This is a genomic window from Pseudoalteromonas sp. NZS127_1, assembly GCF_015864295.1.
Lineage (GTDB): Bacteria > Pseudomonadota > Gammaproteobacteria > Enterobacterales > Alteromonadaceae > Pseudoalteromonas > Pseudoalteromonas arctica.
Map to the genome: position 1 here is coordinate 106202 of NZ_JADYXO010000013.1, position 16624 is coordinate 122825.

At 39.4% G+C, this 16624-nt stretch carries 16 protein-coding genes and 1 pseudogene; 10 read left to right on the top strand and 7 right to left on the bottom strand.

Annotated elements, in window-relative coordinates; translation table 11 throughout:
- Positions 1-98: 98 nt before the first annotated feature.
- Positions 99-524, bottom strand: coding sequence for a hemerythrin domain-containing protein (locus I6F50_RS13000; RefSeq protein ID WP_007581776.1), 426 nt, complete (start codon positions 522-524; stop codon positions 99-101).
- A 346-nt stretch (positions 525-870) separates the two neighbouring features.
- Here I6F50_RS13000 and I6F50_RS13005 point away from each other — a divergent pair, with 346 nt between their 5' ends.
- The 3 genes from I6F50_RS13005 to I6F50_RS13015 are packed head-to-tail and all read left to right on the top strand — an operon-like array spanning position 871 to position 1688.
- Positions 871-1125, top strand: coding sequence for a hypothetical protein (locus I6F50_RS13005; RefSeq protein WP_197119647.1), 255 nt, complete (start codon positions 871-873; stop codon positions 1123-1125).
- Between the two features lie 60 nt (positions 1126-1185).
- Positions 1186-1440, top strand: coding sequence for a hypothetical protein (locus I6F50_RS13010; protein ID WP_024592905.1), 255 nt, complete (start codon positions 1186-1188; stop codon positions 1438-1440).
- Positions 1441-1469: 29 nt separating this feature from the next.
- On the top strand, positions 1470-1688 hold the full coding sequence (locus tag I6F50_RS13015) for a DUF6500 family protein (RefSeq protein WP_165728967.1): 219 nt from the start codon (positions 1470-1472) through the stop codon (positions 1686-1688).
- Between the two features lie 36 nt (positions 1689-1724).
- Here the strand turns inward: I6F50_RS13015 and I6F50_RS13020 are convergent, their stop codons facing one another.
- Both I6F50_RS13020 and I6F50_RS13025 read right to left on the bottom strand, forming a co-directional pair.
- Entirely contained in the window at positions 1725-3644 is a 1920-nt protein-coding gene (locus I6F50_RS13020; protein WP_165728966.1) for a GGDEF domain-containing protein, read from the bottom strand.
- Positions 3645-3822: 178 nt separating this feature from the next.
- Positions 3823-5478, bottom strand: a complete 1656-nt coding sequence (locus I6F50_RS13025; RefSeq protein ID WP_197176438.1) for an RluA family pseudouridine synthase — start codon at positions 5476-5478, stop codon at positions 3823-3825.
- Positions 5479-5799: 321 nt separating this feature from the next.
- Between I6F50_RS13025 and poxB the strand changes: the two genes are divergently transcribed.
- The 3 genes from poxB to I6F50_RS13040 all read left to right on the top strand — a co-directional run bounded on the left by poxB (position 5800) and on the right by I6F50_RS13040 (position 8626).
- The gene (gene poxB / locus I6F50_RS13030; protein ID WP_197176439.1) at positions 5800-7524 is read left to right on the top strand and encodes a ubiquinone-dependent pyruvate dehydrogenase; all 1725 of its coding nucleotides are present in this window, start codon (positions 5800-5802) and stop codon (positions 7522-7524) included.
- Positions 7525-7725: 201 nt separating this feature from the next.
- Complete coding sequence (locus I6F50_RS13035; RefSeq protein WP_197176442.1) at positions 7726-8199, top strand: hypothetical protein; 474 nt, start codon at positions 7726-7728, stop codon at positions 8197-8199.
- Between the two features lie 16 nt (positions 8200-8215).
- Positions 8216-8626: a hypothetical protein gene (locus tag I6F50_RS13040; RefSeq protein WP_165740153.1), complete on the top strand. Its 411-nt coding sequence runs from the start codon at positions 8216-8218 to the stop codon at positions 8624-8626.
- A gap of 107 nt (positions 8627-8733) precedes the next feature.
- Here I6F50_RS13040 and I6F50_RS13045 read toward each other — a convergent pair whose 3' ends face one another.
- From I6F50_RS13045 to I6F50_RS13055, 3 genes are all read right to left on the bottom strand, one after another.
- Positions 8734-9960 carry a threonine/serine exporter ThrE family protein gene (locus tag I6F50_RS13045; protein ID WP_010553647.1) on the bottom strand — a complete coding sequence of 409 codons (1227 nt, stop codon included), beginning with the start codon at positions 9958-9960 and terminating at the stop codon, positions 8734-8736.
- Between the two features lie 116 nt (positions 9961-10076).
- On the bottom strand, positions 10077-11306 hold the full coding sequence (locus I6F50_RS13050; RefSeq protein WP_165740151.1) for a glycosyltransferase: 1230 nt from the start codon (positions 11304-11306) through the stop codon (positions 10077-10079).
- The gene (locus I6F50_RS13055) at positions 11303-12298 is read right to left on the bottom strand and encodes a LacI family DNA-binding transcriptional regulator (protein WP_010553649.1); all 996 of its coding nucleotides are present in this window, start codon (positions 12296-12298) and stop codon (positions 11303-11305) included. The genes I6F50_RS13050 and I6F50_RS13055 overlap by 4 nt, the downstream gene beginning before the upstream one ends.
- Positions 12299-12464: 166 nt before the next feature.
- On the opposite strand from I6F50_RS13055, the gene I6F50_RS13060 reads away from it, so the two are divergent.
- The 4 genes from I6F50_RS13060 to I6F50_RS13075 all read left to right on the top strand — a co-directional run bounded on the left by I6F50_RS13060 (position 12465) and on the right by I6F50_RS13075 (position 16450).
- Entirely contained in the window at positions 12465-14927 is a 2463-nt protein-coding gene (locus I6F50_RS13060; RefSeq protein WP_197142322.1) for a prolyl oligopeptidase family serine peptidase, read from the top strand.
- A 71-nt stretch (positions 14928-14998) separates the two neighbouring features.
- Positions 14999-15616: a LysE family translocator gene (locus tag I6F50_RS13065; protein ID WP_197142321.1), complete on the top strand. Its 618-nt coding sequence runs from the start codon at positions 14999-15001 to the stop codon at positions 15614-15616.
- Between the two features lie 79 nt (positions 15617-15695).
- Positions 15696-15968 (top strand): DUF2798 domain-containing protein, encoded by a 273-nt coding sequence (locus I6F50_RS13070; RefSeq protein ID WP_231609699.1) that lies wholly within the window; start codon positions 15696-15698, stop codon positions 15966-15968.
- Between the two features lie 293 nt (positions 15969-16261).
- Positions 16262-16450, top strand: coding sequence for a DUF2798 domain-containing protein (locus tag I6F50_RS13075; RefSeq protein WP_231609700.1), 189 nt, complete (start codon positions 16262-16264; stop codon positions 16448-16450).
- A gap of 31 nt (positions 16451-16481) precedes the next feature.
- Here I6F50_RS13075 and I6F50_RS13080 read toward each other — a convergent pair.
- Positions 16482-16624: pseudogene (locus tag I6F50_RS13080) on the bottom strand (IS4 family transposase); the annotation flags it as partial.

Below are 16624 nucleotides of genomic sequence, written 5' to 3' on the forward strand. Positions count from 1 at the left end.
GGTTATAAGCCAAGTGGCTTATAACCAATAGTACACAAGGGAGTGTATATAAGGTGGTTCAATTATTTGTGAGTAAAGTTACTCACAAATAAAAAGTATTAGTGCATTGCATCATTATACTGCTTTGCCAAGCTTTGTTTTTGCCCTTCGGTTAGTGCTTTACCCGCTAATTGAAATACTTCGTGTTCTTCTTCACTTAAATGATGATGTACTAAATGATGCAGTTTTTTAGCTGCAACTAACCATGCAGACGAGCTCATTTCGGTATCTTCAAGTTGTTCAATTAATTCATCAATTTCGTGATGTTCAGCTACGCTGTGGCGCGCTTTTTCATGAGTTAAGTCATCAAACATAAGTGGGTTGTAAAAGTAACGTTCTTCAAACTTTGCGTGTTGTTCTAGTTCTGTTTTTAGCTCGTCCATTAGCGTGTGGCGCTGCTCTGTGTCGCCGTGCGTTTGAATAAGCGCATCTACCAATTCTCGTTGTTTGTCATGGTCATGACGTAGTGCTTCAAAAATATTCATAACTAATCCTTTTACAATTTATTTGCTTATATCACTAACTAGCAAACTAAATGCCAAATATTAAGTTGATGTATTTTATTGCTTTTATTTTGATTTTTTATTTTTGGGCTGCTATCACTGTAAATTTTACAGTGATATGAATGCAATAATTTCAGGCTTTTACGTAGTTCAATTATAGAAGTGAGTATAAATCCCTACAGAACCTTACAAATATTTACTGGTTGTTTATTTTATTGCAGTGATAAAGTAGCAACATTATTTAGGTACAATCTATATATTACTCCCACATATAATACCAATCGGTATAAATGCAGGTAGCACGTTAACTTAATAGGATAGTTTAAGGATGAACACAAAAAGCCCCATCGCCGCATTATTGCTGTGCGCTTTACTAAGTGCTTGTAGTACTGCCCCACGTTCTGACCCTAACTTATGCATTGAAGAGGCTGAAACGGTTGATCGAAATGGCGCTCAAACAAGCTCAGAAGTTTATAATCAATGCATTAGCGCACAAATTAAAAAGGATGAAAAAAATGACACTTTTTTTGATGCTATAGGTACGTTCTTTTTTGAATTTTTTGTAATGGAGGTAGAAAAGTAAATACGGCTAACTTGCAGCTATAGTCTAAAGTAAATAAGTTACGTAAAAATAGGATTAGTTATGAAGCAATTATTGATAGCAATTCCACTTTTTTTATTACTAAGCGCTTGTGCGGCACAGCCTTACGCAGGCTCGGCAAAATGTATGGAACAAGCAGATATTGCATACGAAACCGATACACGTAAAAATGAGATATTAGATAATGAATGCAAAGCTGCAAAAGTAAATACGCCTAATAAAGAGCTTGAGAATCATGGCTTGGTTGATAGAAGCCTTTTACAGCTAATCGTTAGCGTTTTAAATGGCGTATTTTAATAGTAAAAATATAATTAAATAAGGTATGTATGAGGGAAGAACTAAGAGCAAAAATAATTACCGTATGCGATAAAAAAATAGCAGTTAAAGGCGAAAATGTAGGGCTTTCTTTTTATGCATTTTTTGCTAATAAAAACGACGACCCAGCGCTACTTATGGAAGCTGCTACTTGGTGGATACACACCCATAAATTAGATCATTTTGTAAAAGCAAAGACCATCAAAAAAATGATCTTAGATGGGCTTTAGTCAAGTAAATGAGCCAATACTTTTAGCTGTGTTTATTTAATCAACAACGACTTGGTTTCTTCCGTTTTCTTTTGCTTTATAAAGTAATTTATCTGCATGTTTAATAAGAACATCTAGTGTGCTTTTTAAAGGGCCACTTACAGAGGCCCCTGCACTAAAGGTGATTTTTGTATCACTAGGAAAGTCTTCTATATTACTGCAATGCTTGGCGAAGCTAATGGCGAGCTGGTCAAATATATCGCGAATTATTCGTTCATCAACCGTATTTAGTGCAAATAACCATTCTTCGCCGCCGTAACGACCAAACTGATGATCATTACATAGTGTTTCTTTTGCAGCTTTTGCAAAGGCAATAAGAACTAAATCTCCAACATCGTGACCAAAATGGTCGTTAACTTTTTTAAAGTAGTCTAAGTCAACAATTGCTATCGTCATTTTACCTTCACCAAGCTTTGCTTCTGCTGCGCGCATTATTCCTCTGCGATTAGGGCAATTTGTTAGATAATCTGTTAATGAAATATCGTAATATTTTTGACGTTGTCGGGCTTGCCGATAAAATAAAAATAATGAAGCAATCACTAAAATAAATGCAATAGCAGCGCTGAGTCGCCAAATTATTTTTTGTTGGTACTCTTCTTTAGCTTGTAGTTCACTAATGTCTTTTGCGTACTCTAGTTGCTGTATTTTTTCTTCTTTTTCTTTTACTTCAAACTGCACCTGTAGTGTTTTTATATTATTTTCACTAGTTGCTTCGTAGTGTTTTTTTGTATAAAGGAGCTTTTGTTCAATTGCTTCAAAAGCCTCGTCAGTGTAGTTAAGGCGTCGCTTTAGCTCATAGCGTTTACTTAAAAAATCGGCTTTATAAATACTGCGGCTGAATTTATCTAATTTTAAAAACACCTCATCGTTTGCTTCATTTGCTCTCTCGATTAAATCTTGTTTTATATATATGTCAGCTAACAAAATGAGCGATGCGAGTTGCATGTCGTATACACCTGCAGAACGAGCAAGCTCAATGTTTTCTTTAGTTAAAGTTAAAGCTTTATCGTAGTTTGCTTGTAAGTACTCAATATTGGCAATTGAGTACTGAGCAAAGGTTAAGCCTTTTTGCATATTAACTTTTTTAAAATAGAGCAATGCTTTATCTAGGTATATTAAGGCATCTTTAGGTTTTTCTACTTCAAGCAATACATTGCCTAAGCTCCAGTATGCTTTTGCAGTAAAAAGCCCATCTTGTGTTTGCTCATAGGCCGCAACCGCTTTTTTTGCATAATATATGGCTTTGTCTTTTTCGTTTAGATAATTATATGCATCGGCTATTTTTCTAAAAAAGTACCCTTGAGATGCTGAATCGTCATCTTTTAATGCTAATTCTAGCCCCTCTAGTGCAACATTTAGGGTCTTTTTCAATGCATCTGTATCGGTGTAATAGTAAGCAAGTGCTCGTAAAATAATGATTTTTTCTTTAGTTGAATGCTGTTGCAAGCTCTCTTCTAATTTGGTGGCTAGCGTGTGTGCTGGAGTTGGGTTCGCCTCCCTTGCTAGAGACTTGAGTTGTGATTCGAGAAATAATAAATATACACTTTTTTGATTTGGTAACTCTTTGTTCTTTAAGTAATAGGATAAGTGTGTGTTTAACGCTTCGTATTTTTCTTGTCTAAAAAGTAACTCCGCATACAAAGCGGCCGCTTCTAGATGAAGTTTTTTCCAATTTTGCTCTTTGCTTATTTTAAACGCTTGAGTGAGCTTGTCTTCATTTTGAAGATAGTCTAATTCATTTAGTTTTATGTTATTGATCAGGACTTGAGTCGTGTCAAAGTCTAGTGCGTGTAAAGTTGCACTTAATGAGTCGCCGTTAGCTGAGGAAAGCTTACTTAAAAGTAAAAATAAAATGAGAACAATATACTTAGCCCACAAAGTATTACCTAAAACCTTTATTTGTGTATTGTTAGTCATGTTAATCCTTTGCTGACTTATTTTTATTATTGAAGTACTTATTAACATTACTTAATAAACTTGGGTTTGTACCGTTTTTTTATACTCATCATTGAATAGAAAGACCATAAACGATATCAATTTAATTAATAAAAACCAACACATTGTATAATATAGTGGTTGTAGCTATGTGTTTTTATTAAAAATCTGCGGCTACTTCAAACTCTAATCGTTTATCCGTAATTGGGTGAGTAAATGCTAAGTATTCTGCATGTAAATGTAATCTATCGGCTTTTTGCCCGTAATGTGTGTCGCCTATAATTGGCATGTTTAAACCTAAGCTGTGCGCACAATGGACTCTTAATTGATGAGTTCGCCCTGTTTTAGGGTATAACTGTAATCGGGTAATATTGTTGTTACGCTCTAAAACCTGCCAGGTAGTAAGTGATGGCTTACCGTGTGTGTAACACACCATTTGGCGCGGTTTATCATCAAAGTCGAGCACTAAGGGTAAATCAATTACTCCGCTATCCTCAGCTACGTTACCATTAACTAATGCGACATAACGTTTATCTATGGTGCGTTCAATAAACTGCTTTTGCAGTGCTTTGTGCACGCGTTTATTAAGTGCAATCATCAATAACCCAGAAGTCGACATATCTAATCTGTGTACAATTAGCGGGCCTGATGCCTCTGGAAACTGCGTTTTGATTCGCATATAAACTGAGTCATCAATATTAACGCCAGGCACAGATAAAAACTCAGCGGGCTTATTTACCACAAGTAAATCGTCATCTTTATAAACAATACTTAGATCTTTACCCTGAGCTGGGTTGATAAGTAGCGGGTTATCTTCAACATCTAAACCCTTTAGCATGTGCCCAAGTATTGGTTGGCATTTACTATAACAAGAAGGGTAGTAGTTTTTATGCTGCCTAATTGCTGATTTTGGCGCAGCTCCCCACCAAAATTCAGCCATAGCAAGTGGCTTTAAGTCATGTTTATAGGCGTATTGTAATAATTTAGGCGCTGCACAATCGCCAGCCCCCGAAGGAGGAGTGTGCTCAGGTAATGCTGCAAATATGGCATTTAAGTCTGTAGTTTCACCATTTGCATTTAAAAATTTGTACTGCGCAAACAACTTTTTTTGTAAGCTTTTAGAAAGCGTTTTACGGCGCTTTTTTAAATGAGCAATTTCATCAGAAATATTGATGTGTGTTTGCTGCAGTGACTCGATTATATTTTGCCAATAGGCTTTAAGTGCCAGCAGTTGCTTTTTTTCTACGATACTTTGCCCTGCAAGCTTATTTTTTAACTGCTCAAAATCACTTTCGCTAAGCTCTAATTCGCCTTCGGTACGTTGTATTTTTCGTTGCTGGCGACCGGCTTGCATTACTGCCTGTTGGGCTAATAGTGCTTGCTGGTAACTCTGTGTTGCATCATCAAGTTTGCTATTAACTTCATGCAGTTGTTCACTATTTTCTAACTGCTCAATTTGAGCATTAATATCGTTAATTATTTTACTTTGAGCCAAATAGCTATCGTCCTGCAGCTGCATGCTAGAAACAGGCGGTACAAAGTTAATATTGGCTTTATCACCTTCAATTTGCCCCGAGTAAGCACTTAAAAAGCCTAATTGTTGCTTAGTATTTTGCACCACTAAAACCCCAAACATTTTACCGGCATTTTCTGCTTTTAAATGCGTTAACGTTTCAAGTTGTTGCTGTAATTGTTTTGTGGCTGCTACAGCTAATGGTTGCGGCTCGTAATAAAAAGGGAAAGTAAACTTTTCAGGAAGCGCGAGAGAATCGATATTTTGAGAAAATAATGTAAAGCACAAAGCAGAATTTGACATAGAAGTAAGAGAAAAGCATTCAGTAAAATAATTGAGCGCATAATAACATATTCATAGTTAAGCCACTAAAAATCTCGCACTCGCATATTCATAAACACTTTAAAGCGGACATTCATGTTTTATGTATCAGTATGGGGGCGCAGCAAACCTAGGAGTATCGTTTGTTAGTAAAGTCTCAGTAGTAATATATCTATCATTATCAAAATACCTAAGCTTATCGATTCTCAATAATTGAGCGCATTTCGAAACGATGACTTACTTGATAGAGCAGAGGCGAAAAATCAATTTACAGAATAACTGAATATTTAGGAGTTCTATATTATGAGTCAAAATATCGCAAGTTTTATCACTAAAACCCTCGAACAAGCTGGCGTAAAACGTATTTGGGGAGTAACTGGCGATTCACTTAACGGCATTAGTGAAAGCCTGCGAAAAATGGGAACAATTGAATGGCTAGGAACGCGACATGAAGAAGTTGCCGCATTTGCAGCCGGTGGCGAAGCGCATTTATCAGGCGAGCTTGCAGTGTGCGCGGGTTCTTGCGGGCCGGGTAATCTTCATTTAATTAACGGCTTATTTGATTGTCAGCGTAATAATGTACCGGTATTAGCTATTGCCGCACACATTCCTTCATCTGAAATTGGCAGTAGTTATTTTCAAGAAACCCATCCGCAAGAATTATTTAAAGAATGCAGTGTATATTGTGAAATGGTTTCGAGCCCTGAGCAAATGCCGTACCTGCTAGAAACCGCAATGCGACAAGCAATACTAAACAAAGGCGTGAGTGTACTAGTGCTACCTGGCGACATTGCATTAAAAGATATGCCTAAAAACATTACACCAAAATGGAATGTACCAAAACCTGCGATTTATACGCCTGCTTTATCTGATATTGAAGCAATGGCGACTCATCTTAATAAAAGTAAAAAAGTAACCTTATTGTGTGGTGCTGGTTGTAAAGACGCCCATGACGAAATTGTTGCGCTAGCCAAAAAATTACAAGCACCGATTGTGCACGCCATGCGCGGTAAAGAATTTATTGAATACGACAATCCTTACGGTGTTGGTATGACTGGGTTTATTGGTTTTGCGTCGGGCTACCATGCAATGCAAGAAGCCGATACGTTACTTATGATTGGTACGAGCTTTCCTTATCGTGCTTTTTATCCTGAAAATACCACCATATTGCAAATTGATAATCAGGCAGCGTCACTTGGGCGACACGTTCAAATTGATTGTGGTGTATTAGGCGATACAAAAAATTCAGTAACAACACTGCTTGATTATATTAAAGGTGAACGCACAAGTTCACACTTACAAAAGAGTGTTAAAAACTACAAAGAGTCGAGACAAGATCTCGATGAACTTGCCAGTGGCAAAACGTCGCAAAATTTAATTCACCCGCAATATCTAACGCGTTTACTAAACGATAAAGCAGCAGACGATGCTGTTTTTACTTGTGATGTAGGTACGCCAACAGTGTGGGCTGCGCGTTATTTATCAATGAACGGTAAGCGCCGTTTAATTGGCTCGTTTAATCATGGCTCTATGGCAAATGCGATGTCGCAGGCAATGGGCGTTCAATCTGTTAACAGAGACCGCCAAGTAATTGCAATGTGTGGTGATGGCGGCTTTTCGATGTTAATGGGCGATTTGATCTCGCTTAAGCAGCTTAATTTACCAATAAAGATTATTGTTTATAATAATCGCTCACTTAGTTTTGTGGCTATGGAAATGAAAGCCAGTGGGTTTTTATCAAGCGATACTGATTTAGAAAACCCAAGTTTTGCTAAAATTGCAGAAGCCTGTGGCTTAAAAGGGATTCATGTGGACGACCCTGAAAAACTGCCATCGGCAATGAACGAGATGATGAACCACTCAGGACCTGTTGTTTTAGAAGTCGATACTGCAAAACAAGAGCTTTCAATGCCACCGCAAATTAAACTAGAGCAAGCAAAAGGCTTTAGTGTTTACATGATGAAAGCATTAATAAACGGCAAAGGAAACGAAATTATAGAGCTTGCCAAAACTAACTGGTCACGCTAATTAAGTGACTACCCTATTGGGTATTTTGGCTCAATAGGGTAGTGCCAAGTAATAATCCTCACTATCATCTTTTATTATTAATAAGCTATGGCTGCTGTTTGTAAGTAATTGAACCAAAATAGAAAATCATATATGGTTTATCATTAAATTAATAAAAATACGCATAAAACACCTCTACTTCATAGAGGGAACGGAGCAATAATGAAATGGAAATCGGTTTTACTGTCGCTGGCTGTTTTATGGCTTATTCAAGCTCAGCAAAGCAGTTTACGCACCAGTGAATACGCAAATATAATTTCTGATTTAGATAATGTTAATTCACTTGGCGAATGTGAGGTTTCTACCGAAATTGCAAGAGAATGGCCATTATCTTGGGCTATAAGCGGCGCAGAAATTACCGTTAAGAAGAAAAATACGTTTCTGACAGCAACAACCAGTAAGTTTAATAAACCAGATCGTAAATTTCTTAGTACACATAATACTCACTACCACTTTATGTGGACTGAAACCAAAAACAACGCTATGTTTGCATCATACATGGACGTAGAAATAGAACCCGCAGGTAAAGTTGCAGGCCTTATAATAGGCAATTGCTCTGACTACCCCGAAGGTCCAAAATTAATAGGGTATTTAGAGCGTTGTAATAGTGTTGTAGAGTCAATTAAGTGTTCGTAAAAGTAGGTATAGAGCGTTGATTAAAATTGAAGACTTTTCTTTAGCATGGCGATGGATTAGCGCATCCCATGGTGATTTTTCTAAAGATACATTAAACAAACTTATTCCGTTGAGTGAAGAGCAAGCAAGAGCATTAATTGCCGCCACACCCATTAACTTTCCGGTTGGCGCAAAAAGATTCGACTCCACAGAAGGAAGTGAATTAACACGGCAATGGTTAAAGGGCTTAGTAAATGATTCGCAAACAATAACAATTTGCTGGGATCAAGAAACAGCACTTACATTACCTTGGCTAATTTTTTGTGATCACTGGGATGATTTTTGCTATCCATCAAGTGATGATATAAATTTTTATTTAGAAAGCGGCGAACTGTTTTTACGCTGGAATCATTATGAGGTTTTTGAGTTTGACTCAAGTGCAATGTAATGAGCTAAAACACTTAGCATTGGTATAAATTGCTACTTGGCAGTTGTTTTTAGCTTAACGATTTACTCGCTTTACTCAATCAAAGTAAAGCGAGTGCTCAGTATAATTTACAAACTCTTTTTAGGCGGAAGAGCTACGTTTGCAAATATTAGTCCTGCAACAAGCGACATAAATATTAAAAACGTTTGTTGGCCTATGTGCTCTGCATATACAAAGTCTTGGCCTTCAATAAGTGAGTTTAAGCCAATATACGTTTTGCTTCCTGGTACTAATACAATTAAGCCTTGCATGGCAACAATAGAGGCCGGCGCATTAGCAACGCGGTTAAACAAGTTACTAAATATACCCACCGATAAAGCACCTACAAACGTACCTAACGTGTAATCAAGGTACATAGCCGAGCCAATACTGGTGCCGTACGCTATAAAGCCTGATGCAATAGACCAAACTGCGTGTTTAAGTTTGGTTCTAAAAATAACGATTAGGCTGCTACAAAGTAAAAATATAGCCAGCCATGCGGTCCACTTTGGTAATGGCTCAGGTTGTACAAAATCGGCTTGCCCAAAAAGTGCAAAGCCAATACCTATGCCAATAAAACCGCCAAAATACAATTTAAAGAGCAGCATAAACGAGTCCATGACTCGCGCAGTACCTGACACTAAATGCCGTGCTGCCAGCTCAGCTAAACCAAGCGCAAGTGCTAAACCGGGTATAAACACAATAATGGCCGAAAGTACCACCAAGCGTATATTTATCTCAGGTGTTATATACACACTTACTGCACAGGCAAGTATGGCTGATATTATGGCCACTAATGGCTCAAGCATATGTGCTACGCGTTTTGAGCGCCCAGACCAAAGCACAAACACATAAACAACTAAAGTAAGTAGCGATGACCAAATAACATCAGTCCAGCTAGTACCCATTAACATTGCAAACGCACCACCAGAAGTTGCAAACGCAACGCCCGTAACAAGTTTATTGTATGGGTTTGGCATTACAAAAATAGCGTCTAGTTGCGCATCAACTTCTTGTAAACTTAGCTTGTCGTCAAGCATTTGGTTTACAAGGTCGTCGGTGTCGGCAAGTGAGCCTAAATCGTGATCGCCAGGGTCTACACGTGCAACGTGGGTGTACTCGTCTTCGTGGCCATCGGTCCAAATAACAAACGTTACAGAGGTTGGCGACATAACAAACGACGATTTAAGTCCTAAGTATGTAGCCACTTCCATTAGGTGGGCTTCTAGGCGGTAAGCAGGCGTACCATACTTGTGAAGCATTTTACCCAATTTAACGATAAATTTGCGTTTTTCTGTAAAGGTTGCAGTTTTCAAATCTTTTTGGACCAAATATTGCGATAACTAAGCTAAAAATATAGACAATACAGCTAAAAATGCCCACGTTCGATGGGCGCGATTTTAAACACTAATTGGTGTGTGTCTAGTCATTTTTAATCTAATTTTTTATTTTTTTCGGCTATCCATTGCGACATGTATTGAGTGCTGCGCATTGTATGATGTTTGAGCATTTGGCCTGTGAAGTTTTTTTCGCGATGAGCGTTTAAATCACTACTTATTGAATCGACTTTTTGAATTAAAGCTGCGCTCAATTGTGCTTTATCGTACAGCGTATTAAGGAGCGTGTTGCCATCTTGCTGCGCTTGTTCAAAGTCACTTTGATTGGTGTACATTTCAATGGCAGCATTGGCAAAGTCATCGGCGGTGTTGGCTATTTTACCCGGCCATGATAAATCGTTATGCATGCCTTCTGCGCCAATATTGGTGGTAACGCTGGGTGTTTGCATAATCATGGCTTCAAGCAATTTACCTTTAATGCCTGCACCAAAACGCAGTGGTGCTAAACATACGCGTGCGCTTTGCATTACATCAAACGCATTATCGGCCCAACCTTTTATTAAAAACCCTGTTTTAGGGTTATTTAGTGCCGTGGCTTTTGGTGGTGGGTAAGAGCCATAAATATGTAGTTCTGCTTTTGGTAGCTGCTTGCGAATAAGTGGCCATATTTTTTGTAGGTAAAGTACAGCATCCCAGTTTGGCGCGTGTCTAAAGTTACCTATGGTCATAAAGTGCTGGCGCTGCTCAAACGTTTTTGTACTTGTAGGCAGTGAGCTTAAATCAACCATAAACGGTAAATGGTGTAATAGGCTTGGCTCTATTTTAAATACGCTGTTTAGCAGGCTCATTTCATAACTTGAAATAATTAAGCTCAGGTCGCAGCGTAAAATAGCGGCAATTTCGCGTTTTGCTATGTCTGAGTGTAAATCGCTGGTTGTAAACTCACGCTCACCTTTAAACGCTTCGTGGCGAGCGTTACGCAGACATTGTAAATCTTCGGTATCTAAAATTTTAATTGCGTGTGGGCAATGTTTATCGACGCGCCAGCCAAATTGTTCTTCCATCATAAAACGGTCAAACATGACTATATCTGGATTATAGGCTTTAACGTATTCGTCAAAGCTGTCGCAGTTTAGTGCAATGCTTTGACTGGTTATACCGAAGTCGTCAAGATTTACCATGTGATCGGTGCGCTGCGCGGGCGTTGCAAATTCAACGTCCCAGTTTTGCGCTCTAAATGCATTTAATAACGACATCATGTGCGTTCCCGCAGCAGACGAATTTGGCTCTGGCCATACGTAGCCAATTACCAGCACTTTTTTCATTGGCTAGAATCTCTAATTTGTAAGTTTACATTTACCAGTGTTTTTACTGGCGGGGCTGTATTTTGTAGTAGCTCTTGTAGTATTAAAAGGCACCGCTTGGCTATATCAGTTGTACTTATAGCCACAGTGGTTAAGTGATCATTTATAACCGCGCTATTAGGAATATGGTGGCAGCTCACCACTTTAATACAGTGATGTGTTAATGAGTTAATAGCAGCAATAACACCTTGAGCAATAATATCGTTTGCACACACCACAGCGTTTAATGTGGGGTTGTGTTTATATGCTTCTATAAATGCATTTTTAGCGCTAAGGGCTGTGTTTACTGCGCAGTGAATGGGTGCTAATGGTGTAATGCTGTGCTGCGCGCAAGCGGTATTAAAGCCACTTTGTAGTGCTTGTGAATCACTTAAAGTAAGTTCACTGCCTATAAATGCAATGTTTGTCACGCCTTGTGAGAGCAAATGCATACTGGCTACGTGGCTGGCTTTTTTATAGTCGGGTAATACACAAGGAGCTGCGCTAAAAGGCACTTCGCTCATTACGGTAATTACTTTGTGTTGCGCGCTGAGCGTATCAAGCCATTTGGGGCAAGTACTAGCAACGGGGCAAATAATAAATGCAGCAGCGTTGTATTCTTTTAAGTTTTTAACTGCGTTTGCTTGTAGTTCAAGACTATTATTACTGCTTACAATCATGGCTTGTAAGCCATTGTCGTTTAACAAAAGTTGTAGGCTGGTAGCAAGGTGTGCCATAGCTGGGTTAGTTAAATCGTTTATTACTATGGCCACTAAATTTGAGCGTTTTGAGCGCATAGCAGCGGCATCACGATTATAAACGTATCCTAGCTCATCAATCGCTTTGAGTATTTTTTGTTTACTTTTATTGCCCACTTTATCGCTTTGGGTAAGCACCAAGGATACGGTTGATTTTGATACACCAGCACGCTCTGCAACATCAAAAATAGTGACTGATTTGGCTTTGTTATGCATTGTATTTTAAGTACCGCAGTGGTGAATAAATAGCGCTGTAGTTTAGCTTAATCAGCACTATTAAGTCATCTTTTAGAGGTGTTTAACTTACCTTAATACTTTATGAACAAAGCAAAACGTGTTTATATACGCCTATAAGAGTAAAAAATAACAAAAGGATAAAAACATGAGCGCTTTTAGGCTGTTAGTTGCCTTTATTTGTTGTGCGGCATTAGTACCAACAAGTTACGCCGAGCAGGGCTATCAAACCCCATCACCTGAACTTGCAGCATTGGTTGACGCTAAGTTAGCACCCACTAGTTACTTATCGAGCGATGGCCAGTGGCTAGCGCTTTTTGAACGCAAACGTGTAGTAACCCTTGATGAACTTGCAAAAGAAGAGCTTAAGCTTGCTGGTATTAAGCTAAATCCCGCTAATTTTTCGCGCTCTCGTGTGAGTGCCAAATTTAGCGCTGTGGAGCTAAAGCATGTTCAAAGCGGGTCGGTTATTAGTATTAATAACTTACCTAATGGCATTATTCGCTCACCTAAATGGTCATCTAATAGTAAATATTTAGCCTTTGTTGTTGAGCAACCAACCCAAGCCAACTTATGGCTTTACAGCGTTGAAACCAAACAAGCAAAAGAGCTTTCAAGCGCTGCATTAAATTCGGTATTAACATCATCACCTTATAAATGGCTACCAGATAGCAGCGCCATAGTTGCAAACCTCGCTGTTAATTTTGGCAAGCCTAGGCTTGAAAATAACAGCCAAAGTGTAGTGCCAGTTATTCAACAAAGTACCGGCGAAAAAGCACCAGCACGTACTTACCAAAATTTATTAACAAGCCCGTTTGATGAAGCGCAATTTAAGTTTTACGGCCAAGGGCAATTAGCTTACGTAACACTTGATGGCAATACACAAGCAATAGGTAGCCCTTCTTTATTTAAATCGTTTTCGGTGTCACCTGATTCTACCAATATTTTAGTAGCCGGTATTAATGAGCCGTTTTCGTATCAAGTGCCTTACAGCCGATTTGCAAGCACATGGCAAATATGGGGCATGCGCGGCTATGCATTAGCAGAGCTGGCAAAACAGCCACTTGCCGATAATATTCCGCAAGGTTATGACAGTGTACGCACTGGCCGCCGAGACTTTAAATGGCGAGCCGATCAAGGCGCTGAAGTTATTTGGGCCGAGGCGCAAGATGGCGGCGACATGAAAACCGACGTTGAGCACCATGATTATATTTACAGCTTACGTGCACCTTTTAAACGCGAGCCTAAATTATTTGCCAAAGTAGAACGCCGTTACTCTGGTATTGAGTGGGGCAACGAAAACGTAGCCATGCTGACAGACTGGCGCTTTAGCGATCGCCAAGTTCGTACTTACATAGTGCAACCACGAGATGCCGACAGAAACCGCGTTTTATTTTCAGAGCGTAGTTATAACGATGCGTATAAAGACCCTGGTAATGCAATTTACGAGCGCAACGATTTAGGCGCGAACGTTATTAAAATTGTAGGTGGGCGTTATATTTACCTGCGTGGTAATGGCGCATCAGAGCAAGGCAATGTACCGTTTTTAGATAGGTACGATGTTAAAACAAATAGCAGCAAGCGATTATGGCAATCAGAAGCACCATATTACGAACGTGTACGTGCACTGCTTGACGACGAAGGTGAGCGATTTATTACTATTCGTGAATCTAAAACTGAGCAACCTAACTTTTTTATACGCGATTTAGGCAACGACACGCTAACACAGCTAACTACATTTGCTCACCCGTACCCTGCATTTAAAGGCGTAACTAAAGAGCAATTACGTTATAAACGCGACGACGGTGTTGAGCTTTCAGGCACGCTTTATTTACCACCAGGGTACGATAAAACACAAGGCCCGTTACCTGTACTTATGTGGGCTTACCCACTTGAATACAAAGATAAAGCCGTAGCATCGCAAGTACGCGAATCGCCTTATGCATTTACCTACATTGGCTATTGGGGCCCAATGCCTTACCTTGCCAAAGGGATTGCCGTGTTTGACGACCCTAAAATGCCAATTGTAGGTATTGATGGCAGCGAGCCAAACGATAACTTTAGAAAGCAGTTAGTATCAAGCGCGCAAGCCGCTGTTGATGTATTAGTTAAAAAAGGCATTGCTGATAAAAATAAAATAGCCATAGCAGGGCACTCATACGGTGCATTTATGGTTGCTAACTTGTTGGCTCACACTGATTTATTTAAAACGGGTATTGCCCGCAGCGGCGCGTATAACCGCACATTAACGCCGTTTGGTTTTCAAGGAGAAGAGCGTGATTTTTGGCAAGCACAAAGCGTGTACGCTAATATGTCGCCGTTTTTCCATGCTGAAAAAATTAACGAGCCAATGCTGATGATCCACGGTCAAGAGGATCCTAATTCGGGAACTTTCCCAATGCAAAGCGAGCGCATGTACGCTGCACTTAAAGGGCTAGGTAAAGACGTGCGTTTAGTAATGCTCCCTTATGAAGCACATGGTTACCGTGCGCGTAAAAGCTTGTTACATGTATTGTGGGAACAAGAACAGTGGTTAGATAAGTATTTGCTAAATGATACAGCAGAGCCAGTAGAGGTTATTACTGAACCCGTGATAAGTGTTGGGCAATAGTAATAAACATGAGTAAGTAACAGCGCGGCTACTTATAGCCGCGTTTTTGCTTTTAATATGAGAGTAAATTAATGATTGATGTAGCAGCACTTGCGGTTTTTATTCCTACGTTCTTTTTTGTGTCGATAACGCCTGGTATGTGTATGACCCTTGCCATGACACTCGGTATGAGCATTGGCGTGCGCCGCACATTATGGATGATGATAGGCGAGCTGTTAGGCGTAGCAACCGTTGCTATAGCTGCGGTATTAGGCGTTGCAAGCATCATGCTAAATTACCCAGATGCGTTCGCTATTTTAAAGTGGGTAGGCGGTGCGTACTTAATTTATATTGGCGTTAACATGTGGCGAGCCAAAGGCAAAATGTCGGTCGATACCTCAAAACCAAGTGACGTAAGTCGGAAGTCGTTATTTACGCAAGGTTTTGTAACCGCAATTGCTAACCCTAAAGGGTGGGCGTTTATGATCTCGTTATTACCGCCGTTTATTAGTGTTGAGCATGCTGTAGCCCCTCAGCTTTTAGTATTACTTGGCGTTATAATGACCACCGAGTTTTTAAGCATGTTGGCTTATGCAACAGGTGGCAAAAGCCTACGTTTATTTTTAGCCCGTGGCGATAATATTAAATGGATGAACCGAATAGCGGGCAGCTTAATGGTACTTGTAGGTATATGGTTGGCGATTGGGTAAAATAAATAATGGTTGATATTGTCAATTAATTTGACATAGTAGACTTTATCATCTAATTTAAAGTCTAAGGTATGCCTAAATGAGTACTCCTGTAACCGTAAATCCAGCACTAGTTGAGCCTAAAAAAACGCCTCTTATTTATAAGATACTGGTAATAATGAGTGTTATTACTTTAATTGGCGGGAGCTTAACAGGCGTGATGACCTATGTGAATGTGGGGATTACAGAACATTTTTATGCAGACTGGTTTACCTCGTTTATAAGTGCGGTATTAGTTATGGCACCTATTGGTTTTGTAATGATGACCTTAATGCATAAGCTAGTTGCTAAGTTATTACTTAGGGCGTATTGACCTTTGGTGGTTGAATTTGCAGCAGTGTGTTTGGTTTTTAGGCAAGGCAGAGCCTATGTAGTGTGGTTATTCCCCATAAATAGGCGATAACGCAGCATAAATACCAAACATGCGCTGCCCGAAGGGTTCTTTCTAGGGACTATTAACTCTTTGTTGCTCGGTTTTTACTTAGCCCACTAGGTTACAAACCTCGCGCCGTGATTTAATCGCCCCTAGATTGAACAAATTTCAATCCACAAAGATAAACACGCCCTAGCAGTGAGTTAAAACGTAATTTAGTGATTAGTGTTTTTATGGCGTTGATAATGGAGTCGGTGATGGCGTTTGTTACTGCTACTAACAATATCGGCTATGCAGATATGCGTGTATTTGTAACTGGATGGACTGAAGGGTTATTAGCCGCATTACCAATAGGTTTAACTATAATGCTGATAATGTCGGTTACAGTAAAACCTAAAATAGAACGTTTTTTAAAAAGCTAATAACAAAAAAGAGCCATTGGCTTAATGCCAGTCAGTTAAGCTGACTGGCATTTTTCTTTTTATGGGGATACTTAGATGGTTTTGGCTTAACCCATCGGGGATATCTTCTATCCTCTCGTCTAGCTGGAAGCTTAAATAAGACCAGTGTATTGAGTAAGTGCTGCCAGTGTATTG